This window comes from Corynebacterium sp. DNF00584, assembly GCF_001552965.1.
GTDB classification, from domain to species: domain Bacteria; phylum Actinomycetota; class Actinomycetes; order Mycobacteriales; family Mycobacteriaceae; genus Corynebacterium; species Corynebacterium phoceense.
This window is the reverse complement of sequence record NZ_KQ959759.1, coordinates 1-19,983: the sequence shown is the minus strand read 5'-3', so window position 1 is coordinate 19,983 and position 19,983 is coordinate 1. Positions and strand designations below refer to the sequence as shown.

At 65.0% G+C, this 19,983-nt stretch carries 19 protein-coding genes and 2 pseudogenes; 12 read left to right on the top strand and 9 right to left on the bottom strand.

The window, feature by feature from the left end; translation table 11 throughout:
* Positions 1 to 3 precede the first annotated feature (3 nt).
* Genes glyA through HMPREF0307_RS08290 form a run of 3 tightly spaced genes read left to right on the top strand, consistent with a single transcriptional unit; the run spans position 4 to position 3,877 of the window.
* Entirely contained in the window at positions 4 to 1,299 is a 1,296-nt protein-coding gene (gene glyA, locus HMPREF0307_RS08300) for a serine hydroxymethyltransferase (RefSeq protein WP_066491318.1), read from the top strand.
* A 20-nt stretch (positions 1,300 to 1,319) separates the two neighbouring features.
* Positions 1,320 to 3,248 carry a chorismate-binding protein gene (locus HMPREF0307_RS08295; RefSeq protein ID WP_066491314.1) on the top strand — a complete coding sequence of 643 codons (1,929 nt, stop codon included), beginning with the start codon at positions 1,320 to 1,322 and terminating at the stop codon, positions 3,246 to 3,248.
* On the top strand, positions 3,248 to 3,877 hold the full coding sequence (locus HMPREF0307_RS08290) for an aminotransferase class IV (protein ID WP_066491312.1): 630 nt from the start codon (positions 3,248 to 3,250) through the stop codon (positions 3,875 to 3,877). Before HMPREF0307_RS08295 ends, HMPREF0307_RS08290 begins: the two co-directional genes overlap by 1 nt.
* Before the next feature lie 241 nt (positions 3,878 to 4,118).
* On the opposite strand, the pseudogene HMPREF0307_RS08285 reads toward HMPREF0307_RS08290, so the two are convergent.
* Positions 4,119 to 4,472: pseudogene (locus HMPREF0307_RS08285) on the bottom strand (DUF5997 family protein); the annotation flags it as partial.
* A 34-nt stretch (positions 4,473 to 4,506) separates the two neighbouring features.
* On the opposite strand from HMPREF0307_RS08285, the gene HMPREF0307_RS08280 reads away from it, so the two are divergent.
* From HMPREF0307_RS08280 to HMPREF0307_RS08260, 5 genes are all read left to right on the top strand, one after another.
* Positions 4,507 to 5,223 (top strand): LysR family transcriptional regulator substrate-binding protein, encoded by a 717-nt coding sequence (locus tag HMPREF0307_RS08280; RefSeq protein WP_066491305.1) that lies wholly within the window; start codon positions 4,507 to 4,509, stop codon positions 5,221 to 5,223.
* Between the two features lie 137 nt (positions 5,224 to 5,360).
* Positions 5,361 to 6,026: a hypothetical protein gene (locus HMPREF0307_RS08275; RefSeq protein ID WP_066491410.1), complete on the top strand. Its 666-nt coding sequence runs from the start codon at positions 5,361 to 5,363 to the stop codon at positions 6,024 to 6,026.
* A gap of 342 nt (positions 6,027 to 6,368) precedes the next feature.
* The gene (locus tag HMPREF0307_RS08270; protein ID WP_066491407.1) at positions 6,369 to 7,736 is read left to right on the top strand and encodes a PhoH family protein; all 1,368 of its coding nucleotides are present in this window, start codon (positions 6,369 to 6,371) and stop codon (positions 7,734 to 7,736) included.
* Positions 7,737 to 7,843: 107 nt separating this feature from the next.
* Positions 7,844 to 8,110, top strand: coding sequence for a hypothetical protein (locus HMPREF0307_RS08265; protein WP_066491300.1), 267 nt, complete (start codon positions 7,844 to 7,846; stop codon positions 8,108 to 8,110).
* 57 nt (positions 8,111 to 8,167) lie between these two features.
* A complete protein-coding gene (locus tag HMPREF0307_RS08260) occupies positions 8,168 to 8,725 on the top strand; it encodes a GNAT family N-acetyltransferase (protein WP_066491297.1) in 558 nt (185 codons plus the stop codon).
* Between the two features lie 79 nt (positions 8,726 to 8,804).
* Here the strand turns inward: HMPREF0307_RS08260 and HMPREF0307_RS08255 are convergent, their stop codons facing one another.
* The 4 genes from HMPREF0307_RS08255 to glpX form a co-directional block, all read right to left on the bottom strand.
* A complete protein-coding gene (locus HMPREF0307_RS08255) occupies positions 8,805 to 10,376 on the bottom strand; it encodes an MDR family MFS transporter (RefSeq protein ID WP_066491294.1) in 1,572 nt (523 codons plus the stop codon).
* Positions 10,370 to 10,993 (bottom strand): TetR family transcriptional regulator, encoded by a 624-nt coding sequence (locus HMPREF0307_RS08250; RefSeq protein ID WP_066491293.1) that lies wholly within the window; start codon positions 10,991 to 10,993, stop codon positions 10,370 to 10,372. The genes HMPREF0307_RS08255 and HMPREF0307_RS08250 overlap by 7 nt, the downstream gene beginning before the upstream one ends.
* Before the next feature lie 263 nt (positions 10,994 to 11,256).
* Positions 11,257 to 12,657 carry a class II fumarate hydratase gene (locus HMPREF0307_RS08245; protein ID WP_066491291.1) on the bottom strand — a complete coding sequence of 467 codons (1,401 nt, stop codon included), beginning with the start codon at positions 12,655 to 12,657 and terminating at the stop codon, positions 11,257 to 11,259.
* Between the two features lie 197 nt (positions 12,658 to 12,854).
* Positions 12,855 to 13,868: a class II fructose-bisphosphatase gene (glpX, locus tag HMPREF0307_RS08240; protein WP_066491288.1), complete on the bottom strand. Its 1,014-nt coding sequence runs from the start codon at positions 13,866 to 13,868 to the stop codon at positions 12,855 to 12,857.
* Positions 13,869 to 14,098: 230 nt separating this feature from the next.
* Here glpX and HMPREF0307_RS08235 point away from each other — a divergent pair, with 230 nt between their 5' ends.
* Both HMPREF0307_RS08235 and HMPREF0307_RS08230 read left to right on the top strand, forming a co-directional pair.
* On the top strand, positions 14,099 to 14,290 hold the full coding sequence (locus HMPREF0307_RS08235) for a hypothetical protein (protein ID WP_066491285.1): 192 nt from the start codon (positions 14,099 to 14,101) through the stop codon (positions 14,288 to 14,290).
* Between the two features lie 6 nt (positions 14,291 to 14,296).
* Complete coding sequence (locus HMPREF0307_RS08230) at positions 14,297 to 14,866, top strand: DUF4245 domain-containing protein (protein WP_066491283.1); 570 nt, start codon at positions 14,297 to 14,299, stop codon at positions 14,864 to 14,866.
* Between the two features lie 56 nt (positions 14,867 to 14,922).
* On the opposite strand, the gene HMPREF0307_RS08225 is transcribed toward HMPREF0307_RS08230, so the two are convergent.
* From HMPREF0307_RS08225 to xseA, 3 genes are read right to left on the bottom strand one after another with little or no spacing between them, the layout of a single operon-like run.
* Positions 14,923 to 15,261: a hypothetical protein gene (locus HMPREF0307_RS08225; RefSeq protein WP_066491281.1), complete on the bottom strand. Its 339-nt coding sequence runs from the start codon at positions 15,259 to 15,261 to the stop codon at positions 14,923 to 14,925.
* Positions 15,261 to 15,536, bottom strand: a complete 276-nt coding sequence (locus HMPREF0307_RS08220; protein WP_066491279.1) for an exodeoxyribonuclease VII small subunit — start codon at positions 15,534 to 15,536, stop codon at positions 15,261 to 15,263. Before HMPREF0307_RS08220 ends, HMPREF0307_RS08225 begins: the two co-directional genes overlap by 1 nt.
* A gap of 32 nt (positions 15,537 to 15,568) precedes the next feature.
* Positions 15,569 to 16,810: an exodeoxyribonuclease VII large subunit gene (gene xseA, locus HMPREF0307_RS08215; protein ID WP_066491277.1), complete on the bottom strand. Its 1,242-nt coding sequence runs from the start codon at positions 16,808 to 16,810 to the stop codon at positions 15,569 to 15,571.
* A gap of 87 nt (positions 16,811 to 16,897) precedes the next feature.
* On the opposite strand from xseA, the gene HMPREF0307_RS08210 reads away from it, so the two are divergent.
* Together HMPREF0307_RS08210 and HMPREF0307_RS08205 are read left to right on the top strand one after the other, a co-directional pair.
* Entirely contained in the window at positions 16,898 to 17,854 is a 957-nt protein-coding gene (locus HMPREF0307_RS08210) for a 4-hydroxy-3-methylbut-2-enyl diphosphate reductase (RefSeq protein ID WP_066491269.1), read from the top strand.
* Positions 17,855 to 17,995: 141 nt separating this feature from the next.
* Positions 17,996 to 18,529: pseudogene (locus HMPREF0307_RS08205) on the top strand (type 1 glutamine amidotransferase domain-containing protein).
* An 84-nt stretch (positions 18,530 to 18,613) separates the two neighbouring features.
* Here HMPREF0307_RS08205 and HMPREF0307_RS08200 read toward each other — a convergent pair.
* The gene (locus HMPREF0307_RS08200; protein ID WP_141629167.1) at positions 18,614 to 19,606 is read right to left on the bottom strand and encodes a DUF6542 domain-containing protein; all 993 of its coding nucleotides are present in this window, start codon (positions 19,604 to 19,606) and stop codon (positions 18,614 to 18,616) included.
* Positions 19,607 to 19,983: the final 377 nt, after the last annotated feature.

The following is a 19,983-nucleotide window of genomic DNA, read 5'->3' as shown; positions in this document are numbered from 1 at the left end:
TTAATGACTGCTAATAATGATGTGCGTTACCAGGAGATGCGCGAGCTCGACCCGGAGGTCTTCCAGGCCATCGGCGGCGAAATCTCCCGTCAGCGCGACACCCTTGAAATGATTGCCTCGGAGAACTTCGTGCCGCGCGCCGTGCTGCAGGCACAAGGCTCCGTGCTCACCAACAAGTACGCGGAGGGCTACCCGGGCCGCCGCTACTACGGTGGCTGCGAGAACGTCGACATCATCGAGGACCTGGCCATTGCCCGCGCCAAGGAGCTCTTCGGCGCCGAGTTCGCCAACGTCCAGCCGCACTCCGGTGCGCAGGCCAACGCAGCAGTGCTCTCCGCCTTGGCCGAGCCGGGTGACAAGATCATGGGCCTGTCCCTGGCCCACGGCGGTCACCTCACCCACGGCATGAAGCTCAACTTCTCCGGCAAGCTTTACGATGTCGCCGCGTACGAGGTCGACGCTGAGACCATGCGCATCGACATGGACAAGGTCCGCGAACAGGCCCTGGCTGAGAAGCCCAAGGTCATCATCGCCGGCTGGTCCGCCTACCCGCGCACCCTCGACTTCGCCGCGTTCCGTGAGATCGCGGACGAGGTCGGCGCCAAGCTGTGGGTCGACATGGCCCACTTTGCCGGCCTCGTTGCCGCTGGCCTGCACCCGTCCCCGGTTCCCTACGCTGACGTCGTGTCCACCACCGTTCACAAGACCCTGGGCGGCCCGCGCTCCGGCATGATTCTTGCCAAGGAAGAGCTTGGCAAGAAGATCAACTCCAACGTTTTCCCGGGCCAGCAGGGCGGCCCGCTCATGCACGTCATCGCTGCCAAGGCCATCGCGCTGAAGATCGCTGCGTCTGAGGACTTTAAGGACCGCCAAGCCCGCACCCTCGAGGGAGCGAAGCTTCTCGCCGAGCGCCTCACCGCCGAGGACACCAAGGCCGCTGGCGTCGACGTCCTCACGGGCGGAACCGACGTCCACCTCGTGCTTGCGGATCTGCGCAACTCGGAGCTCGACGGCCAGCAGGCCGAGGACCTCCTCCACGAGGTCGGCATCACCGTCAACCGCAACGCCGTCCCGAACGACCCGCGTCCGCCGATGGTCACCTCTGGCCTGCGCATCGGCACCCCGGCCCTGGCTACCCGCGGCTTGGATTCCGCCGCCTTCACCGAGGTCGCGGACATCATCGGTACCGCCCTGGCCGCCGGCCAGAAGGCCGACGTCGCTGCTCTGCGCGCCCGCGTGGAGAAGGTCGCCAAGGACTTCCCGCTCTACGAGGGCCTCGAGGACTGGAAGCTGGTCTAAGCGGTCTACAATAGCGGGCCATGCGCCTGCTTATCGTCGACAACCACGACTCCTTCACCTTCAACCTGGTGGAGTACGTGCGACGAGTCACCAACACCGAGCCCACGGTGGTGCCCAATGACACCCCGTGGGCTTCGGTCGATCTTGCGGCTGCCGATGCCGTCCTCATCTCACCCGGTCCCGGTACCCCAGCCAACCCGGCGGACCTGGGCATCACCGCCGATGTCCTGCGCGAGTTCGATGGCCCGATCCTCGGCGTATGCCTGGGCCTGCAAGCCATGGTGCACCTCGCCGGCGGCACGGTCGGACCAGCTCCGCGCCCTGCCCACGGCGAGGAAGCCCTCGTCGCCCACGACGGCACGGGTCTCTTCCGCGGTCTGCCTAGTCCGCTGCCCGTCGTGCGCTACCACTCGCTCGCGGCCACTGAGGTTCCGGAGCGCTTTACTGTGACGGCAACGCTCACCGACGCTACGGCTGTCGAAGACGGCATGGTGATGGGCATAGCAGCTACCGAACGCCCCCGCTGGGCCGTCCAATTCCACCCCGAGTCCGTCTGCGCAGAAGCTGGCGAGGCGCTCATCGCGAATTTCCTGGAGCTCGCCCGCGCGCACTACGCGTCCGAGTTTTTCGCCGTGCGCACCCTCGATCACGCCATCGACCCGGCGGCCGTCGCGGCGCAGCTCACCGGCAACCGCTTCTGGCTCACCGAGGGCGAATTCAGCATCCTCGGCGACGACTCCGGCCCGCGCGCCCGGCATCTGTCCTTCGACGTCACCCGCGACGACGTCTTCGCCGAGCTTTCCGCCGAACTCGCTGCCCACCGCCTGCCTGACCGCGTGGGCCCGCCGATACCCGGCTGCGGTTTCGCGCTCGGCTGGGTGGGCTACTTCGGCTACGAGGTGGGAGAGCAGGTCCTGCCTGCTCTCCGCGGCCGCCTGCCCCACGCGCCCGGCCCGGACGCCGAGTTCGTCTTCACTGACCGCGCCGTCGTCATCGACCATGCCCGCGGCGTGACCCATTGTGTGAGCCTGCGTGGCGACACTGACTGGGACGTGGCGACCGCGGACGCGCCCGCCGCCATGCGGCATCCGGTCACCGCGCGGCTCGTCCACGACGAGGCCGACTACCTCGCGCTCATCGACCGCGCCCAGGCGGCCATGGCGCGCGGCGAGTCCTACGAGGTCTGCCTCACCAACCGCCTTGAACTCCCGACGGCCCCCGAGCCGCTCGGTGCGTATCTCAACCTGCGCGCGGATAACCCGACGCCGCGCGGCGGCTTTATCGACTTCGCAGGCAACGCGCTGCTGTCCACGAGCCCCGAGCTTTTCCTCGCCGTCGACGCGAATGGCCGCGTGACCTCGAAGCCCATCAAGGGCACGCGACCCCGCTCCGATGATCCTGCCGAAGACGCCCGACTCAAGTCCGAACTCGCCGGCGCGAAGGAACGCTCCGAGCTGCTCATGGTCGTCGACATGGTCCGCCACGATCTCTCGCGCGTCTGCGAACGCGTTGCCGTGCCCGCGCCGTTTATCGTGGAAAGCTACGCCACGGTCCACCAGCTGCTCTGCGTCATCGAAGGCCACCTGCGCGCCGCGGCCGCCACGCGACCTGCCGCTACCGCAGTCGATGTCCTCCGCGTCGCGTTCCCCGGCGGCTCCATGACGGGCGCGCCCAAGCTGCGCACGATGGAGATCATCGCCGCGCTTGAGGACACGTGGCGCGGCGTGTACTCCGGCGCCTACGGCTACCTCGGCCTGAACGGCGCGGCGGACTTCTCGATGACCATCCGCGGCCTCGTCATCCCCGGCCTCGACGCTCGCGCCGCGGGCGCACCGGCTGCGTATTACGGCATGGGCGGCGCCGTGCTCCACGTGAGCGACCCCCAGGCTGAGTGGGAGGAAACCCTCGTGAAGACGCGGCCGCTGCGCGCCCTGGGAGTGGAGCTCTAATGCGCGTCGATTCTTTCCTCGTCCGCGACGGCCGCGCCATCCGCCCCGACCTGCATCGCGCCCGCTTCGGCGCTGGCTATCCGTCCCTCGACGCGGTGCCGTGCACCGGCGAGTGGTTCCCCCGCATCACCGACGCTGGCGTCGACGTCCGCCCCGCGCCGCCGCTGCGCCGCACGACCACGCTGTGGATCCCGGGGAGCGAGGACCCACGCACCGCGCCGCGCGTCAAGGGGCCTGACTTGCCAATGCTCGGCGAGTTGCGCGCGCAGGCCCGCGAACATGGCGCCGACGACGCCCTGCTCCGCGCAAACGGTCACGCGCTCGAGGCCGCCAACGCCGCGCTCCTCGTCTTTGACGGCCGTGACTGGATCCAGGCTCCCGAATCTCAGACCCTCGCCTCGACCACAGTCACCGCCGTCGTTGAGGCCGGACTCCTGCCCGCGCCTCGCCGACGTGCCATCCCGCTCGCCGAATTAAAGAAATCTCCGGCTCTCGTCGCGAGCGCCCTCCACGGTTTGACGCCCGTCGTCGCGTGGGTCCACGACGGCCAGACGACCCCCGCGCCCGCCGTCGAGCTCGACGCCGCCGCTCTCAACGCAGCCCTGTGGCAGTACGCCGAGCGCCTCTAAGCACGAAAGCCATGTCCCAACAGCAATAAGCGCTGGTCGCGAAAAATCCGCGTCATGGCGCGACCTGCGCTTATTGCCAACGGGACAGTGCCTTCGTGAAGGAGACACGAAAAATCGCCGCGCCCGCAGGCAACGGCGATGGGAAACGGGACTAGTCTTCGTCGGTTTCTGTGGCGCGGTGCGCAACCGACGGACCCACGGCGGTGCCGGGAGCAGGCCGCTCGGCAGCGGGGGCATCGGCAGCACCGGCGCGCTGCTCAGCATGCTGCTTGCGCGCGGCGGTGAGCCACTCAGGTGCCTCATCGAGCAGGGCCTTGATCTCGGCCGTGGTGAGCGGGTGGTCCATGTCGTTCTTCTTCATGGCGTTGACGGAAATGCCCAGCTTCTGCGCCACGACAGGACGCGGGTGCGGGCCCTCCTGGCGTAGCGTGACAAGCCACTGGGGCGGGTTGTCCTGGAGCTCGCGCAGTTGCGCATGCGTGACGGCGCCGTTCTGGAATTCTTCCGGGGTGGCCGGAAGGTAAATACCGAGCTTCTTCGCCGCGGTCTGCGGGCGCATGGCAGTTCCCGACGGCTGGCTGGTTGGTTGAGTCATGGCTCCCACCGTAGCACCCCGTAAGCTGGGGAACATGCTGCGTCTTAGTTTTGCCACCGGCACGGAGCCAGGGAAATGGTTCACCCGCTACCGTGAGTACACCTCGCATGAGCTCGCCACGGCGGATGCCGATGACGCCCTCGCGGACGTCCTCGCCGGCTCCGCGGACCTCGCACTCGCGCGCGTGCCGGAAGCTGGGGATCCCCGCATCGATGACACGTTCCACATGGTGCGCCTCTATGACGAGGCCCCAGGCATCGCGGTGCCGAAGGACCATATCCTCGCGGAGATGGGGGAGACGGTCAACCCCGCGGATGTCGCGGATGAGATTGTCAACTACCGGATTCCGGACACTGGCGTCGTGGACGTGCAGGCTGTGCGCGACGCGCTTCAGATCGTCGCGGCCAACGTCGGCATTGTCGTCGCCCCGCGCCCGCTGCTCAAGGTGCTCTCCAAGCGTCAGGTCGTGCCCCTCGCGCTTGCCGATGCCCCCTCCGCCCCCTCGCCCCGCACCTTCATCGCCCTTGTGTGGCGCAAGGAGGACGACGGCGAAGTCATTCAGGACTTCGTTGGAATCGCCCGTGGGCGTACGCCGAACTCGTCGCGCACGGACACGAAGAAAAAGTCTGCACGCGCAAAATCTTTGGCGAAGCAAGCGCGCCGGACAGGTGCCGTTAAAGGCAAGAAATCGGTATCCAAGCAAACGTTATCAAAACGAAAGAAAGGCTCTCAGCAGGGCAAACGGCGGTAAAACTCCGTCAGCGGGGGCACATTTGGTTGAGAGTATCTTGAGGATTTGCTGAACGTGCGATTAGGGTCGATGGCAGACGCCGTTGCTTATAGAAACGGGTCCAAACATAAAGATTCCTAATGAAAGGTCATTTCTTCATGAACACTATCGCTCGTCGCGTTGCTGCTGGTATCGCTACTGCTTCCCTCGCTATCGGCCTGGTCGCCTGTGGCTCGGACGCTGAGGATGCCGCGAATACCGCAAAGGATACCGCAGGCTCTGCCGCTAACGAGGCTACTGCCGCGGCTGGCTCCGCGGTTGATAACGCCAAGGATTCTATGAAGGATTCCGAGTCCGCTGGCGCCTCCGAGGGCGCCGAGCCGAGCGGTGCTGAGGGCTCCGAGTCTGAGGGCGCTGGCTCTGAGGGCGCTGCCGATAGGGAGAAGACCACCATCAACACCGCCGCCGGCGAGTTCGAGATCCCGGCCGCCTTCGCCTCCGCGCTGGAGAGCAAGGCTTCCGAGTGGGGCATGTCCATGGACGACATCCAGAACATCACCAACTCTGATGCTGGCTCTGTCGCCACCTTCGCCAAGGATAAGCTGTTGGCCTTTAACAACGAGTCTGGCGAGTCCGTCCCGGTTATCGGCAAGATTGCCGAGACCTTCGAGTCCGAGGGCGGCCTGGAGTCCCTGGGTCTGCCGGAGTCTCCGGAGCAGGCCGTCTCTGACGGCGAAGGCTGGGTCCAGGAGTTCACCAACGCCACCGTGAAGTGGGTTAAGGGCGAAAGTGGCGAGTTCGCGGCCGATATTCAGAAGAAGTAGCCGTGCACGGTCGCGACGACCGCTGATATGCACACCGGCGCCGACTCGAATGAGTCGGCGCTTGTGGCGTCTTGGGGGTGTGCTTCGGTGGCGGTTGGGGCGCGTGAGATAGATGTGCGCGGATGCGCACGGGCGGGTGAAAGGTCACGCGCTGTTCACTTACAACGCTGTAATTTGTAACCTTGCTTGCTTACGGTGGGGGACAACCGGTTCGGTGACGCGGTTATCGGGCCGGCGAGCACCACGCGAAGCGACGCCGTGGGTCACCTGCGGCGAGCGTGACCACAACCTAGGAAAGCCCATAAAGTCATGTTCCATAGCGATATCGCTACAACAGCCACCTTGAGCACCGAAGATAGTGACGCCAGCGGCGTCGAGTCTGCCTTTGCCACCACGCAGCGCACCAAGACCTATGTCGTCGACACCTCCGTTTTGTTGTCCGATCCCTGGGCACTGCGGAAGTTCGCCGAGCACGACGTCGTGCTGCCAGTCGTCGTCATTTCCGAGCTGGAAGGCAAGCGCCACCACCCCGAGCTGGGATGGTTCGCACGCCAGGCCCTGCGCATGCTCGCAGACCTGCGCCAGACCTACGAACGCCTCGACGAGCCGGTGCCTGTCAATACTGACGGCGGCACCGTGCGCGTCGAACTTAATCATCAGGATCAGTCCCTGCTGCCGGCAGCGTTCCGTGGCACGGAGGGCGACCATCGGATCCTTGCGTGCGCGCTCAACCTCGCGCACGAAGGCAAGGACACGACACTGGTGACTAAGGACGTGCCGCTGCGTGTCAAAGCGGGCGCCGTGGGACTCGACGCCGATGAGTACCACGCCCAGGACGTCGTGCTCACCGGCTACACCGGTATGGCGACAGCGCAGGTGGCGCCGGAGGATATCGATGCTCTCTTTGCCGAAGGCTCGATTCTTCTCGATGACGTGGACACGGACGACGGCACGCCGGTGGCGGACCTGCCCGTGCATTGCGGCGTGCGGCTCAACGCGGCGGGGCAATCCGCGCTCGGCCGCGTGACTGCGGACGGTGCGGTGCAGCTCGTGCGCGGCGACGTCGGTGCCTTCGGCCTGCAGGGACGCAGCGCGGAACAGCGCGTGGCGCTCGACATTCTTGCGGATCCCAACGTCGGTATCGTCTCGCTAGGCGGTCGTGCAGGCACCGGCAAGTCCGCGCTTGCGCTGTGCGCCGGCCTCGAAGCGGTCCTGGAACGCAATGAGCATCGTCGCATCGTCGTCTTCCGCCCAATGTATGCGGTCGGCGGCCAGTCGCTCGGCTACCTGCCGGGCACCGAAAGCGAGAAGATGAACCCGTGGAGCCAGGCCGTTTACGACACTCTCGAGGGTTTGGTCTCCGACAACGTCATCGAGGAAGTCCAGGACCGTGAGCTCCTCGAGGTCCTGCCGCTCACGCACATTCGTGGTCGCAGCCTCCACGACAGCTTCGTCATCGTCGACGAGGCCCAATCGCTGGAGCGTAACGTGCTGCTCACCGTGCTCTCCCGCCTTGGCCGCGGTTCCCGCGTCGTGCTCACGCACGACGTCGCGCAGCGCGATAACCTGCGCGTGGGCCGCCACGACGGCGTCCAGGCAGTCATCGAAAAGCTCAAGGGCCATGAGCTTTTTGCCCACGTCACCCTGCAGCGCTCGGAGCGCTCGGCCATCGCCGAGCTCGTGACCGACCTGCTCGAGGACGGCCGCTAAGCAACGGTTTCGACTTCTCGCGTGGGCGGTGGAGCGGCTAGGATGGAAATCCTAGCCGCGTACTGCTGCCAGGCCGTGCGCTCGTTGACCCAAGGGAGTTCTTGCACATGCGCTTGAAGAAGCTCATCGCCGTACCTGTCGCCGCCGCACTGCTCGCCACCCCCGTTGCGAACGCCGCACAGCCGAATACCTCGAGCAACGCCGGGATCGAAGTACCGCAATCCTCCAAGGGCAAGGACGCGTCCTCGCAGAACGTGCCCTTCGACGTCGCGATTGGATTCGCGGTGGCGCTTGGCTTCGTGGCCATCGCCGATATCTTCTTCAACGCCATCAATACGCCCCAGTACCACACGCTGTTTAGGGCATCCTCCTAAATCCGAGGGTGAACGTAACTGTGCATGGCGCGGGGGTCTGCGGAATAATGGATTGCCATGACAGAAAACGACACCACACGTAGCAAGGATTTCGTGCTGCGCCCGTTCCGTATCGAGGACTATCCGCAGATGCGGGCCATCTACGAGCATGGACTCGAGACGGGTCACGCGACGTACGAGACCAAGGCTCTCACGCTGGAACAGTTCCAGCGTTCCAAGATCGCGGCGAGCGTGTTCGTTGCGGTGGAAGCGGATGATGACTCGAAGATCCTCGGTTGGGTCTCTGCCGCTCCTATCTCCTCGCGCAGCGTCTTCCACGGCGTGGTCGAAGACTCCATCTACATTCACCCGGACGCCCGCGGCCGCGGCATCGCTGGCGCGCTGCTCGACAAGCTCATCGAGGTCTGTCAGCAGCTCCACAAGTGGGCCATCCACGCGTGGATCTTCCCGGAGAACGAAGGCTCCGCAGGCCTGCACATTTCGCGCGGTTTCCAAAAGGTGGGCACGTACTCCCACTTGGCGAAGATGACCTACGGCGAGCTCGCGGGCCAGTGGCGTGACACAGCAGTCTATGAGCTGCTCCTGCCCAAGCCGGGGGAGAAGCCGGCCTCTTAAGGGGGCATCGGAAAGCAAGCAAAAGGCCGCCTGCAGCAGTGCTGCAGGCGGCCTTCGTGCGAAAGGATAGCGCAGAGATTTAAGAGATGGTTTCCTTGAGGTGCTCCTCGCGCAGGGGGAGGACGAGGACGAGCGCCAGGATGGCCATCGGAACCATAAGCAGGATAACCGGGGTGAGGCCATCGTTGTAGGCGGAGAGGATGACGTGCTGGATGGTCTCCGGCATCTGCGCCACGAGACCCGGGGTGAGGTGCGAGGAGCCAGAGCCCTGCTCAGCGAATTGCTTGGCGTACTCGGCGCCGGCGGGGCCCATCTCCTTGATGGCGGCCGGCATGTTGGCGGCAAGCTCGTTCTTCATGTTGTGAATGAACAGCGAACCCACGAGGGACGCACCCACGGCGGAGCCGATCTGGCGGAAGAAGTTGTTTGCCGCGGTAGCGGTGCCGACCAGTGCGATGGGGAAAGAGTTCTGCACGATGAGGACGAGGACCTGCTGGACGAAGCCGAGGCCGATGCCGAAGACGAGGAACTCGAAGCCGAGCGTGACAAGGGTCGTCTCGACGGAGAGGCGGGACATCCAGTACAGGGCACCCGCGGTAATCACGAGGCCGATGATGGGATAGACCTTGTAGTGGCCGGTGCGGGCGATGATGAAGCCGACGACGGTGGAGGTCACGATGAGGCCGACCATCATCGGGATCATCATGAGACCAGCCTTGGTCGGGGTGAGCGTGTGGACCATCTGGAGGTAGGTCGGCATGTAGCCGAGGACGCCGAACATTGCCAGACCCAGCACGGTGCCGGCAAGGGTGGTGAGCACCATGTTGCGGTTCTTGAACAGGTGCACCGGGATAAGCGGTTCCTTGGCCTTCGTCTCGACGAGAACGGTGATGATGGCACCCACGATAACCACGGCGGCCAGGCCGAGGATGATCGGATCCGACCACTCGTATTCGGTGCCGCCCCACGTGGTCATGAGGATGAGCGAGGCGGTGGTAAGCGCGATGAAGGTGGCGCCGAGCCAGTCGAAGCGTTTCATGGAGGTATCGCCCACGCGCAGGTGGAGGACGAGAGTACAGACGATCATGGCGAGGATACCCAGCGGGATGTTCATCCACAGGCCCCAGCGCCAGCCCGGGCCGTCCGTGAACCAGCCACCGAGGACCGGGCCGAGGACGGAGGACAGGCCGAAGACGCCGCCCATGATGCCCATGAACTTGCCGCGCTCACGGGAGGAGGTGACCTCGGCGATAATCGACTGGGAGGAGATCATCATGAAGCCGGCGCCGAAGCCCTGCACGGCGCGGCCGGCGATGAGCAGGCCCATGGCATGGGCGAAGCCGCCCATCGCGGAGCCGATGACGAACACGGCGATGCCGCCGATGTAGAGCCACTTGCGGCCCATCATGTCGCCCAGCTTGCCGGAGATCGGCATGGCGATGGTCATGGTGACGAGGAAGGCCGAGATGACCCAGCTCATGTGGTCGACGCCGCCGAGCTCGCCCACGATGGTGGGCAGCGCGGTGGAGAAGATCATCTGGCCCAGGGAGCTCATCAACATGGTGAGGACCAGGGCAGAGAAAATCAGGCCGAGGTTATTAGCCCGGGCCTCGCCTTCAGCCGGGGCAACCGGTTCGGTAGTAGCTACCATTGGATTCCTTTCGCGTATTCAGTAAAGAGATGCAGCGCGCCGTGGAGGCGGTCTGCGAGGGGCTCAGTGCAATCGATATCCGGTCCGGCAAGAGCGAGCCACAGGGCCTCGCGAAGGAAAAACGCGATGATCATGGCTTCCGTCGCCGGGGAGGAGTCCGGCAGGCGCTGGAGCTCCGGCTCGGCGGTGAGACGTTGCTCGATGAGCTGCTTGATTTCGTGGGCCTTCTCACGCTTGCGCATCATGGACGCCATGGCGGCCTCGGGTTGCGTTGCGATGCGCTGACGGCGCTCCGCGACGACGGTTCCGTGATGATGGCCGACCATGTGTGCGTCGACGACGTGGAGCGCGAGGGTGAGGACGTTGTCCGTGGGCTCGGTGAGGAAACGCTGTCGAACGTCTTCCGTGAATTCCTTGCTGGGCCCGCCGAGCACGGCGGAGTCCTTGGAATCGAAATAATTGAAAAATGTGCGCCGAGAAATCCCCGCTGCTTCGCAAATCTCTTCCACCGTGACGTCGTTGAAGCCGCGCTCGTCCACCAGCTTGGTGGCGGCGTCCTCAATGGCATCGCGGGTGGCGAGCCGTTTTTGTTCGCGTAACGTTAGTTCTTCTTGCACAGAGTGCAACTTTACACGCGGTGCAAACTTGCACCAAGTGCACAGTGGGTGATTTTCGCGAACTGACGGGTTTGAGAGAGACCTGGCTCATAGGGCAGACGGTGCTGGGATGATTTTTGGGCCGACGAAGCGCTGAGAATCCGCGCGGGGAAGGCGCTTGGCGGCGAAAAAGTACTCCGCCGCCGCCGTCGGGGGCCGGCGAAGCTGGCATGGCAAAAGCCCCAGCAGGAAAGAAACCTGCTGGGGCGTGGGGCGAAGGCGGCTTAGAAGTTGTCGCGGTCGCGGTTGGTCATGGTGAGAACGTTCAGCTTCTCGTCGAGCTGCTCCTCAGTGAGGTTCTCGCCGTCGACGAAGCCGAGGTCGATGACGGCCTCGCGCACGGTGATGTGCTCGTGGAGGGCATGCTTGGCAGCCTTGGCAGCGTTCTCATAGCCGATGTTGCCGTTGAGCGGCGTGACAATCGACGTGGAGGACTCGGCAAACTTCTTCATGCGCGGTTCGTTGGCGGTGATGCCGTCGACGCACTTCTCAGCGAAGACGCGGGAGATGTTGGCGAGCAGGCGGGCAGACTCGAGGACGTTGCGCGCCATCATCGGGATGTAGACGTTGAGCTCGAACTGGCCGGAGGCGCCACCGAAGGCGACGGCAGCGTCGTTGCCGATGACCTGAGCGGCGACCTGGGTAGCGGACTCGACCAGGACCGGGTTGACCTTGCCCGGCATGATGGAGGAACCTGGCTGCAGATCCTTGAGGTGGATCTCGGCGAGGCCGGTGAGCGGGCCGGAACCCATGAGGCGGATGTCGTTGGCGATCTTGTTGAGGGAGACGGCCACGGTGCGCATGGCGCCGGAGAACTCGACGAGTCCGTCGCGGGCAGCTTGAGCTTCGAAGTGGTTCTCGGCCTCCTTGAGCTGCTCGATGCCGGTGAGTTTCTTCAGCTCCTCGGTGACCTTGGCACCGAAGTCAGCGGCGGTGTTGAGGCCAGTACCGGTGGCGGTGCCGCCGATGGCGAGCTCGCCCAGGCGGGGGAGGACGGCCTCGACGCGCTCGATGCCGAGCTCGATCTGGCGAGCGTAGCCGCCGAATTCCTGGCCGAGGGTGACCGGGGTGGCGTCCATCATGTGCGTGCGGCCGGACTTCACGACGTCAGCGAATTCCTTGGCCTTGGCGAGCAGCGACTCGTGGAGGACCTTGAGGCCCGGGATGAGGTCGTTGACGGCGGCCTCAGTCGCTGCGACGTGGGTGGCGGTCGGGAACGTGTCGTTGGAGGACTGGCCCATGTTGACGTGGTCGTTCGGGTGAATCTCGACGCCGTTGTTGTGAGCGATAGACGCGATGACCTCGTTGGTGTTCATGTTGGACGAGGTGCCGGAACCGGTCTGGAAGACGTCGATGGGGAAAGCATCGTCGTGCTTGTTCTCACCAATTTCCTTGGCGGCGGCGATAATCGCGTCGGCCTTCTCGGCGTCGAGCTTGCCGGTGTCCTTGTTGACCTGTGCGCACGCAGCCTTGAGCAGGCCGAGGGCGCGGATCTGGGCAGCCTCGAGGCCGCGGCCGGAGATGGGGAAGTTATCCACTGCGCGCTGGGTCTGGGCGCGCCACAGCGCGTCAACCGGGACCTTTACTTCGCCCATGGTGTCGTGTTCGATGCGGTACTCAGTCATGAATGTTCCACCTTTTTGTCTTCAACGTGATTCGGAGTGCAGGCTCTTCAGCGCCCGCGGACAAGTCACACTTGCTAGCAACCAGTATGCACAAACACATCACGGTGCGGGGCACAGCGGTGTGTGACGAGCCTTACTAATGAGGAAAAGCCGCGCCGCCGGTGCCCACGTGGGGCCGCAAGCGCGGCGAGGGAAAACTACTTGGTCTTCGGGTCGGAGTAATCGACCACCGAGTATTCCTGCAGCTTGGCCAGCTTGTGCTGGGAGTCGATGTAACGGATGGTGCCGGACTTCGAGCGCATGACCAGGGAGCGCGTGGTGGCGCCGTTGGCACGGTAGGACACACCGCGGAGCATGTCGCCGTTGGTGACGCCGGTGGCTGCGAAGTAGCAGTTATCGGAGGAGACCAGGTCGTTGGTGCCGAGGACGCGGTCGAGATCGTGGCCGGCCTTGCGTGCCTTCTCCGCCTCAGCCTCGTCCTTCGGGGCGAGCTTGCCCTGGATTTCGCCGCCCATGCACTTCATGGCGCAGGCGGTGATGATGCCCTCCGGGGTGCCGCCGGTGCCCATCATCATGTCGATGGAGTTGGTGTCCTGGCAGGTCGCGATGGCACCGGCGACGTCGCCGTCCATGATGAGGCGCACCTTGGCGCCGGCGTCGCGGATTTCCTGGATGAGTTCCTTGTGGCGCGGGCGGTCGAGGACCACGACGGTGACCTCGGACGGGCGGATGCCCTTGGCCTTGGCGACGGCCTCCACGTTCTCCTTGACGGAGGCGTTGATGTCGATAACGCCCACGGCGTCCGGGCCCACGGCGATCTTCTTCATGTAGAACACGGCGGACGGGTCGAACATCGTGCCGCGCTCGGCGGCAGCGATGACGGAAATCGCGTTAGGGCGGCCCTCGGCCATGAGGCGGGTGCCGTCGACCGGGTCGACCGCGATGTCCATGGCGATGCCCTCGCCGGTACCGACTTCCTCGCCGTTGAAGAGCATGGGAGCCTCGTCCTTTTCGCCTTCACCGATGACGACGATGCCGTTCATGGCGACGGTGTTGATGAGCTTGCGCATGGCGTCCACGGCGGCGCCGTCGCCCTCGTTCTTCATGCCGCGGCCGACCCAGCGGCCCGACGCCAGCGCGGCGGCCTCGGTGACGCGCACCAGCTCCATAGCGAGGTTGCGGTCGGGCATGTACGAAGTGTTATCCGACATGAAAAGGATGCTCCTTGGAAATAAAAATGCGGAAGTAAACGGACCTCCTTATATTGTTGCACTTTTCTTCCAGATCTACGTCCGAATCGGGCCCCCGAATGTGGGAACGTGTACACCCGTTCCGCGATAGTGCCTGTTCAACAGGCCCACAGGAAGCGCACAGGGGATTGGTCGCTGGCGCGGGGCCTCCCGCGAGCCTGCTGCTAGCTCGGCGCGGCACAGTAGGGACCATGATGATTGCGAAAGTCCTAGCCCCTGTCCTCGCTGTGAGCGTCGCTCTGGGCGCCGTCGTTGTTGAGCACGAGAAGCCGCGGGGCGAGACGGTGGGCGAAGCCGTTGCCGCGCGCGTCGCCGCGGCTCATGAGGACTGCTCGCCCGCGCGAGAACGCTTTAGGCAATGCCCCGACGGCATGCCATACTAGGTAGCCGTGGCAGCTGAAGATAAACCCAAAATCTTTGAAGGCGGCAAGGACATGGTCCTGTCGCTCGGCGTCGTCGTCATCATGATGTTGGTCGTCGTGGGCGCGACGGGCCTGTGCACCGTCAACCCGGAAGAGACAAATTACGCGCGCGAAAACCCCGTGGACGCGCAGTCTTTCCTTGACTTAGAGTCGCGCACGACGGAAACGGCCCTGCGTCTGCCGCAGGTGCCCGAAGGCTGGACCCCCAACTCCGCGCGCCGCTCGAGCGTCGCGGGCGAGACCGCCGCCATCGTTGGCTGGGTCACCGCCGAGGAGGGTTTCATCCAGGCCGCGCAGACAGCCGTGCCGCTTGACGATGCCCTTAAAAATTACGATGGCGCATACCGCGCCGACCGCAGCTCCCGCACCGTCGATGGCACCGACGTGCAGGTCTTCGCGTCTGAGGACGCGGACGTCCGCCCGCTGTGGGGCTTTGACTTGGGCGACGAGCGTGTCATTCTCACCGGATCGGCGAGCGATGACGACTATGAGGCGCTGGTGCGCGCGTTCGTCGCGGCGCAACCCCTCCCCAATTAATCCGCGTTCCGCGCTAGCGGAACGCGCCAGCGGACCGCTCTAGCGGGCGAAGCCTGCTAGCGGAACGTGACCGCGGTGAGCTCGGGGGAGAAGACCGCGGAGACACCGGGGGCATCGGCAAGCTCGGTGAGACCGTTGAGCTTGTCGCGGCCGAGGTAGACGTCGACCTTTTCGCGCGTGGTACCCGGGGTGACAGTAATCGACTCGACCTTGCCGTCGGCGAAAGCCACGGCGATGGAGCCCTTGAAGTACGTGACCTCGTCGCCGGAGTCCGTGTGCGGGGTACCGAAGAATTCCTCGACGAGGGAGCGCGGGTCACCAAAGAGGATCGAGCCGGCCGAGCCGGATTTAGACACAAAATCGACGCGGTCGCCGGGGTAGCCGTAAATCTGCATTACTCTGCCGCCTCTGCGGTCTGATCGCCCTGGTCGGCGCGGTGGAGCGCGGCCTCCACGCGCTGGGAGGCGCCGTCGAGGTGGGCCTCGCAGGCCTTGGCGAGCGCCTCGCCGCGCTCCCAGAACTTGAGCGATTCGTCGAGGCCCATCTGGCCGAGCTCGAGGATTTTGACGGTCTCGATGAGCTCGTTGCGGGCCTCTTCGTAGCTGAGCTGCTCGACGGGCGGGAAGGCGTCCTGGCCCGGCTGGCCGGTGCCAAAGGTGTTCTCGGACATGGTGCTCCTTAAATATGCGTTCGTGGGGGAGTTTAGTCTGCCGGCTGAGCGGCCATCGCGGCGGCGGTAATCGAGCCGTCGCCGACGCGGATGCGCAGCTGACTGCCGGGCGGGGACTGCTGGTAGGACGTGACCACCTCGGGACCCGAGCCGTCGCGCGGAACGACCTGGACTACGGCGTAGCCGCGGGCGAGCGTGGCGGAGGGACCGAGCGCGGAGACCTGCGCGCGCAGGGCCGCGACCTGCTTCTGCTCAGTGCTGAGCACGTACTGGATGTCGCGGCGAATGAGGGCGAGGTTGCGGTCGAGTTCGTCGCGGCGCTCGTTGATGGGCTTCATGGGATCGGCGAGCACGGGCCGCGAGCGGATGGCGGCGAGGTTGCGGCGCTCGCGCTCAACCCAGCCGCGCAGGGCGCCGGACATGCGGGCGCGGGCTTCGGCGATGAGCGCGTGCTCCTCGGCGGCGTCAGGGACGACGCGTTTGGCGGCATCGGTAGGCGTCGCTGCGCGCACGTCCGCAACGTTGTCGAGGATGGGGGAGTCCGGCTCGTGGCCGATGGCGGAGACTACGGGCGTCTGCGCCGCGACGACGGCGCGCTGGAGGGCCTCTTCAGAGAAGGGGAGCAGGTCTTCGACGGCGCCGCCGCCGCGGGCGATGATGATCACGTCGACTTGCGGGTCCGCGTCGAGGATCTGCAGCGCGCGGATGACGGAGCTGACCGCCTCGGTGCCCTGGACCGCGGCGTTTTCCACGCGGAACTGGACGTGCGGCCAGCGGCCCTGGGCCACGGCGAGGACGTCGCGCTCCGCATGGGAGCCGCGCGAGGTAATCAGACCGACCTTGTGCGGCAGATAGGGCAGTGGTTTTTTGCGGCCGGGATCGAAGAGTCCCTCACTGGCGAGCTGCTGGCGGAGCATCTCGATGCGCGCCAGGAGGTCGCCCAAGCCGACCTGCCGTATGTCGTCGACCATGATGGAAAACTCGCCGCGGCCCTCGTAGAAGTTGGGCTTGCCGTGGATGATGACGCGGTCGCCCTCTTTGGGGCGCGGCTGCATGGCGCCGAACTGGCGGGAGGGCACGCGCAAGGCAATGGACTTGTCTTGGTTGACGTCGCGGAGCACGAGGAACGCGAAGGCCCACTGAGGCTTGTAATTGACCTGGGCAAGCTGGCCCTCGATCCACAGGTAGCCGAGCTTATCAATCCACCCCTTGACGGAGTGGTTGACCATGGCGACGGACCATGGAGACTCGGGCGAAGACGCGGCATGCGCCATAGAGTGACCTACCTTAATGTACGAAGAAATTACAGGCGTGTTCACCCAGTCTATTGTTTTTGTCCGATCGTCGGTACTCTGGGCTTTATGAGTGAAGCTGGCAAGAATGTTCTCCTGGCGGCGCCGCGCGGCTACTGCGCTGGCGTGGATCGCGCAGTCGAGACGGTAGAAAAGGCGCTGGAGAAGTACGGCGCCCCCATTTACGTGCGCAAGCAGATTGTTCACAACCGTTACGTCGTCGAGTCTTTGGCCGAGCGCGGCGTCATCTTCGTCGACGAGGCTTCCGAGGCCCCCGAGGGCGCCCACCTTGTTTTCTCCGCCCATGGCATTGCGCCCACCGTGCGCGCCGAGGCGAAGAACCGCAACCAGATCACGCTCGATGCCACATGCCCGCTTGTGACGAAGGTGCACAAGGAAGCCCAGCGCTTCCACCGCGACGGTTACCACATCCTCCTCGTCGGCCACGAGGGGCACGAAGAGGTCGAGGGCACCGCAGGTGAGGCGCCGGAGGTTACTCACCTCGTCGACGGCCTCGACGGTGTCGCGGCTCTGCCGGACTGGCTACAGGACGAAAAGCTTATTTGGCTGTCCCAGACCACGCTGTCTGTCGACGAGACCATGGTCATCGTCAACGCCCTGCGCGAGCGCTTCCCACACCTGGAGAACCCGCCGTCAGACGATATTTGCTACGCCACGCAGAACCGCCAAGGTTCCGTCAAGGCCATCGCGCCGAAGTGCGACCTTATGATCGTGGTGGGCTCCAAGAACTCTTCGAACTCCGTGCGCCTCGTTGAGGTCGCGCTCGAAGCTGGCTCCAAGGATGCCCACCTCGTGGACTTCGCCAAGGAGATCCAGGAGGAGTGGCTCGACGGCGTGACCACCGTGGGCGTTACCTGTGGCGCCTCCGTGCCGGAGCTGCTCGTGCGCGAGGTCCTCGAATTCCTCGACGAGCGCGGCTACAGCGACGTCGAGCAGGTGACCACGAGCACCGAGACCATTACTTTTGCCTTGCCGCGTGACTTGCGGCCAGCACGCGTGAAGTAAGTCTTTCGCGTTGCGTCCCCGGTCCGTGCGGACCGGGGATTTTTGTGTATGCGGCGCTGTACGCAGGAGCTCTGCAGAGCTCGCAGAGGGCGGTTACGGTGGATCCTCGTAAGCATTCGATAGTCATGAAGGAGTTAGACAATGACGGATCTGTCCACAAAGACAATTGCCTTTATCGCGACGAACGATTTTGAGGATTCCGAGCTCACCTCGCCGGCGGACGCCGTGCGCGAGGCGGGAGCGACCGTGAAGATTCTTGCCCCGGAGAAGGGCCAGATTAGCGGCAAAAAGGGGTACCTCCATCGACGTAGACGCCACGACGGCTGAGGCCCGTGGCGAGCGTTTGATGGCATCGTGCTGCCCGGCGGCACCGGCAATGCGGATGCGCTGCGTCTCGATGAGGCAGCCGTGGAGATCGTGAAGAAGCACGTCGAGGCAGGCCGCCCGCTGGGCGTTATCTGCCACGGCGGCTGGATTCTTACCGACGCGGACGTGCTCAAGGGCCGTACGCTGACGTCGTTCCCGTCGCTCAAGACGGACCTGCGCAACGCGGGTGCGACCTGGGTCGACGAGGAAGTCCACGTTGATGAGGGCCTTGTGTCCTCTCGTACGCCGGACGACCTGCCCGCCTTCAACGCGAAGATCGTCGAAGAGTTTGCTGAGGGCAAGCACTAAGACGTTCTTACAGAAGTCCCCCGGTACGACGCTTGCATGAATTGGGCGTCGCGCCCGGGGATTGTTCTGTCTGCGCGGTGGCGTTTAGTCCTCGCCGTAGAGGTCCTCGTCGAGGCGGCTGGCGCGGCGCGCGGGACGCTTGGAGGCTGCGGGTGAATCTGAGGGGGCATCGGTAGCCGGGGCCGATTGCGCAGGGAACGTGGCGGTGCCGTCGCCTGCACGGCGATTCGGATCGGGGCGCACCGGAGCGTCCTCTTTCGACGTAGACGTCTTCGCAGCCTGAGCCTCGGCTGCGGCCTGAGCCTCAGCGAGCTCGCGTTCGCGGGCCTCGCGGCGGGCACGCGCACGGGCGACGCGCTCAGCCTGCTCGCGCTCGAGAGCATCGCGCGCCGGGAGTCCCTGCTCGATGCGTTCTCGGGCGGCGCGCTCCGCGGCCTGTTCGCGGCGGCGCGCGTCGCGGTCCCGCTCGCCGGTGCGAACGCGACGGGTGGAGGCGGTCTCCGATTGATTGCGGGCTTTGAGCTCCGCCACCGTGAGCGTGCCGGAGCGCTGGCGGGCGCGGGTGCTTGCGACACGATTGCGGCGCTCGGCCTCCGCGGTGGCGCGGCGGGTAGCAGCCTCAGACTCGCGGGTTGACGAGGCGTTGCGACCAGCGAGCCACAGGCGCACGACGGCGATAAGAGCCCCGGCTAGGACAAGGATGAGCAGCGCGGGAAAACGTTCAACGAAAGGATAGGCGCCAGTAAACAGCGTGGTACGCGAGAACAACGAGGCAGTATCGCTGCTTCTATACGCAGTCAGCCAGCCGGTGAGCAACACCATGACCGCGAAGATCACGGGGATAGACAAGACCGTAATGAGCAAGCCGCGTGGGTTGACCACGAGGACGGCCGCGAGGACGCCGAGTGCGAAGCATGCTGTAAAGGCCCAGCTAAAGCCGCTCATGGCGACCGTAATAATGAGGCCAAGAAGGAGCCCGCCAGCGATAATCGCCGGCCCGGACCACACTGGCATGCCGGACCGCGGCGCGTATCCGGAGGGACGGCGGGTGGCGGTGGAGGCATTGGCATGTGACACGAACGGCAATTTTACCTTTTCTTTACCCAGAAAGAGGGATTGAGCGAGGTGAGTTTCCGCATATCGAGCCCGCGTTGTCACCCCGAAACGAGACGCGCGGGCCGTCGTCGGTTAGTGCCGTGGCGGCGGGCCCACGACGGTGAGGTCGAGTTCGGCTTGCGCCGTGCCACAATCCTTCCGCTGGGAACCACGGCTCGGTGCCTTCTTCTTGTACGGCGAAAATCCGAGGGCGCGTTCATATACTCGAAGAGTTTCTCACAGAGAGGTGTCGTGAGAATGCCGAGCATGTGCGTGTTGTGTGCGTGGAAGGAGAACGAGTGGATCGTGCCGGCGCGGGCGTTGAGGGACCTGACCCCTGTTTGGTGGACACCTGATAT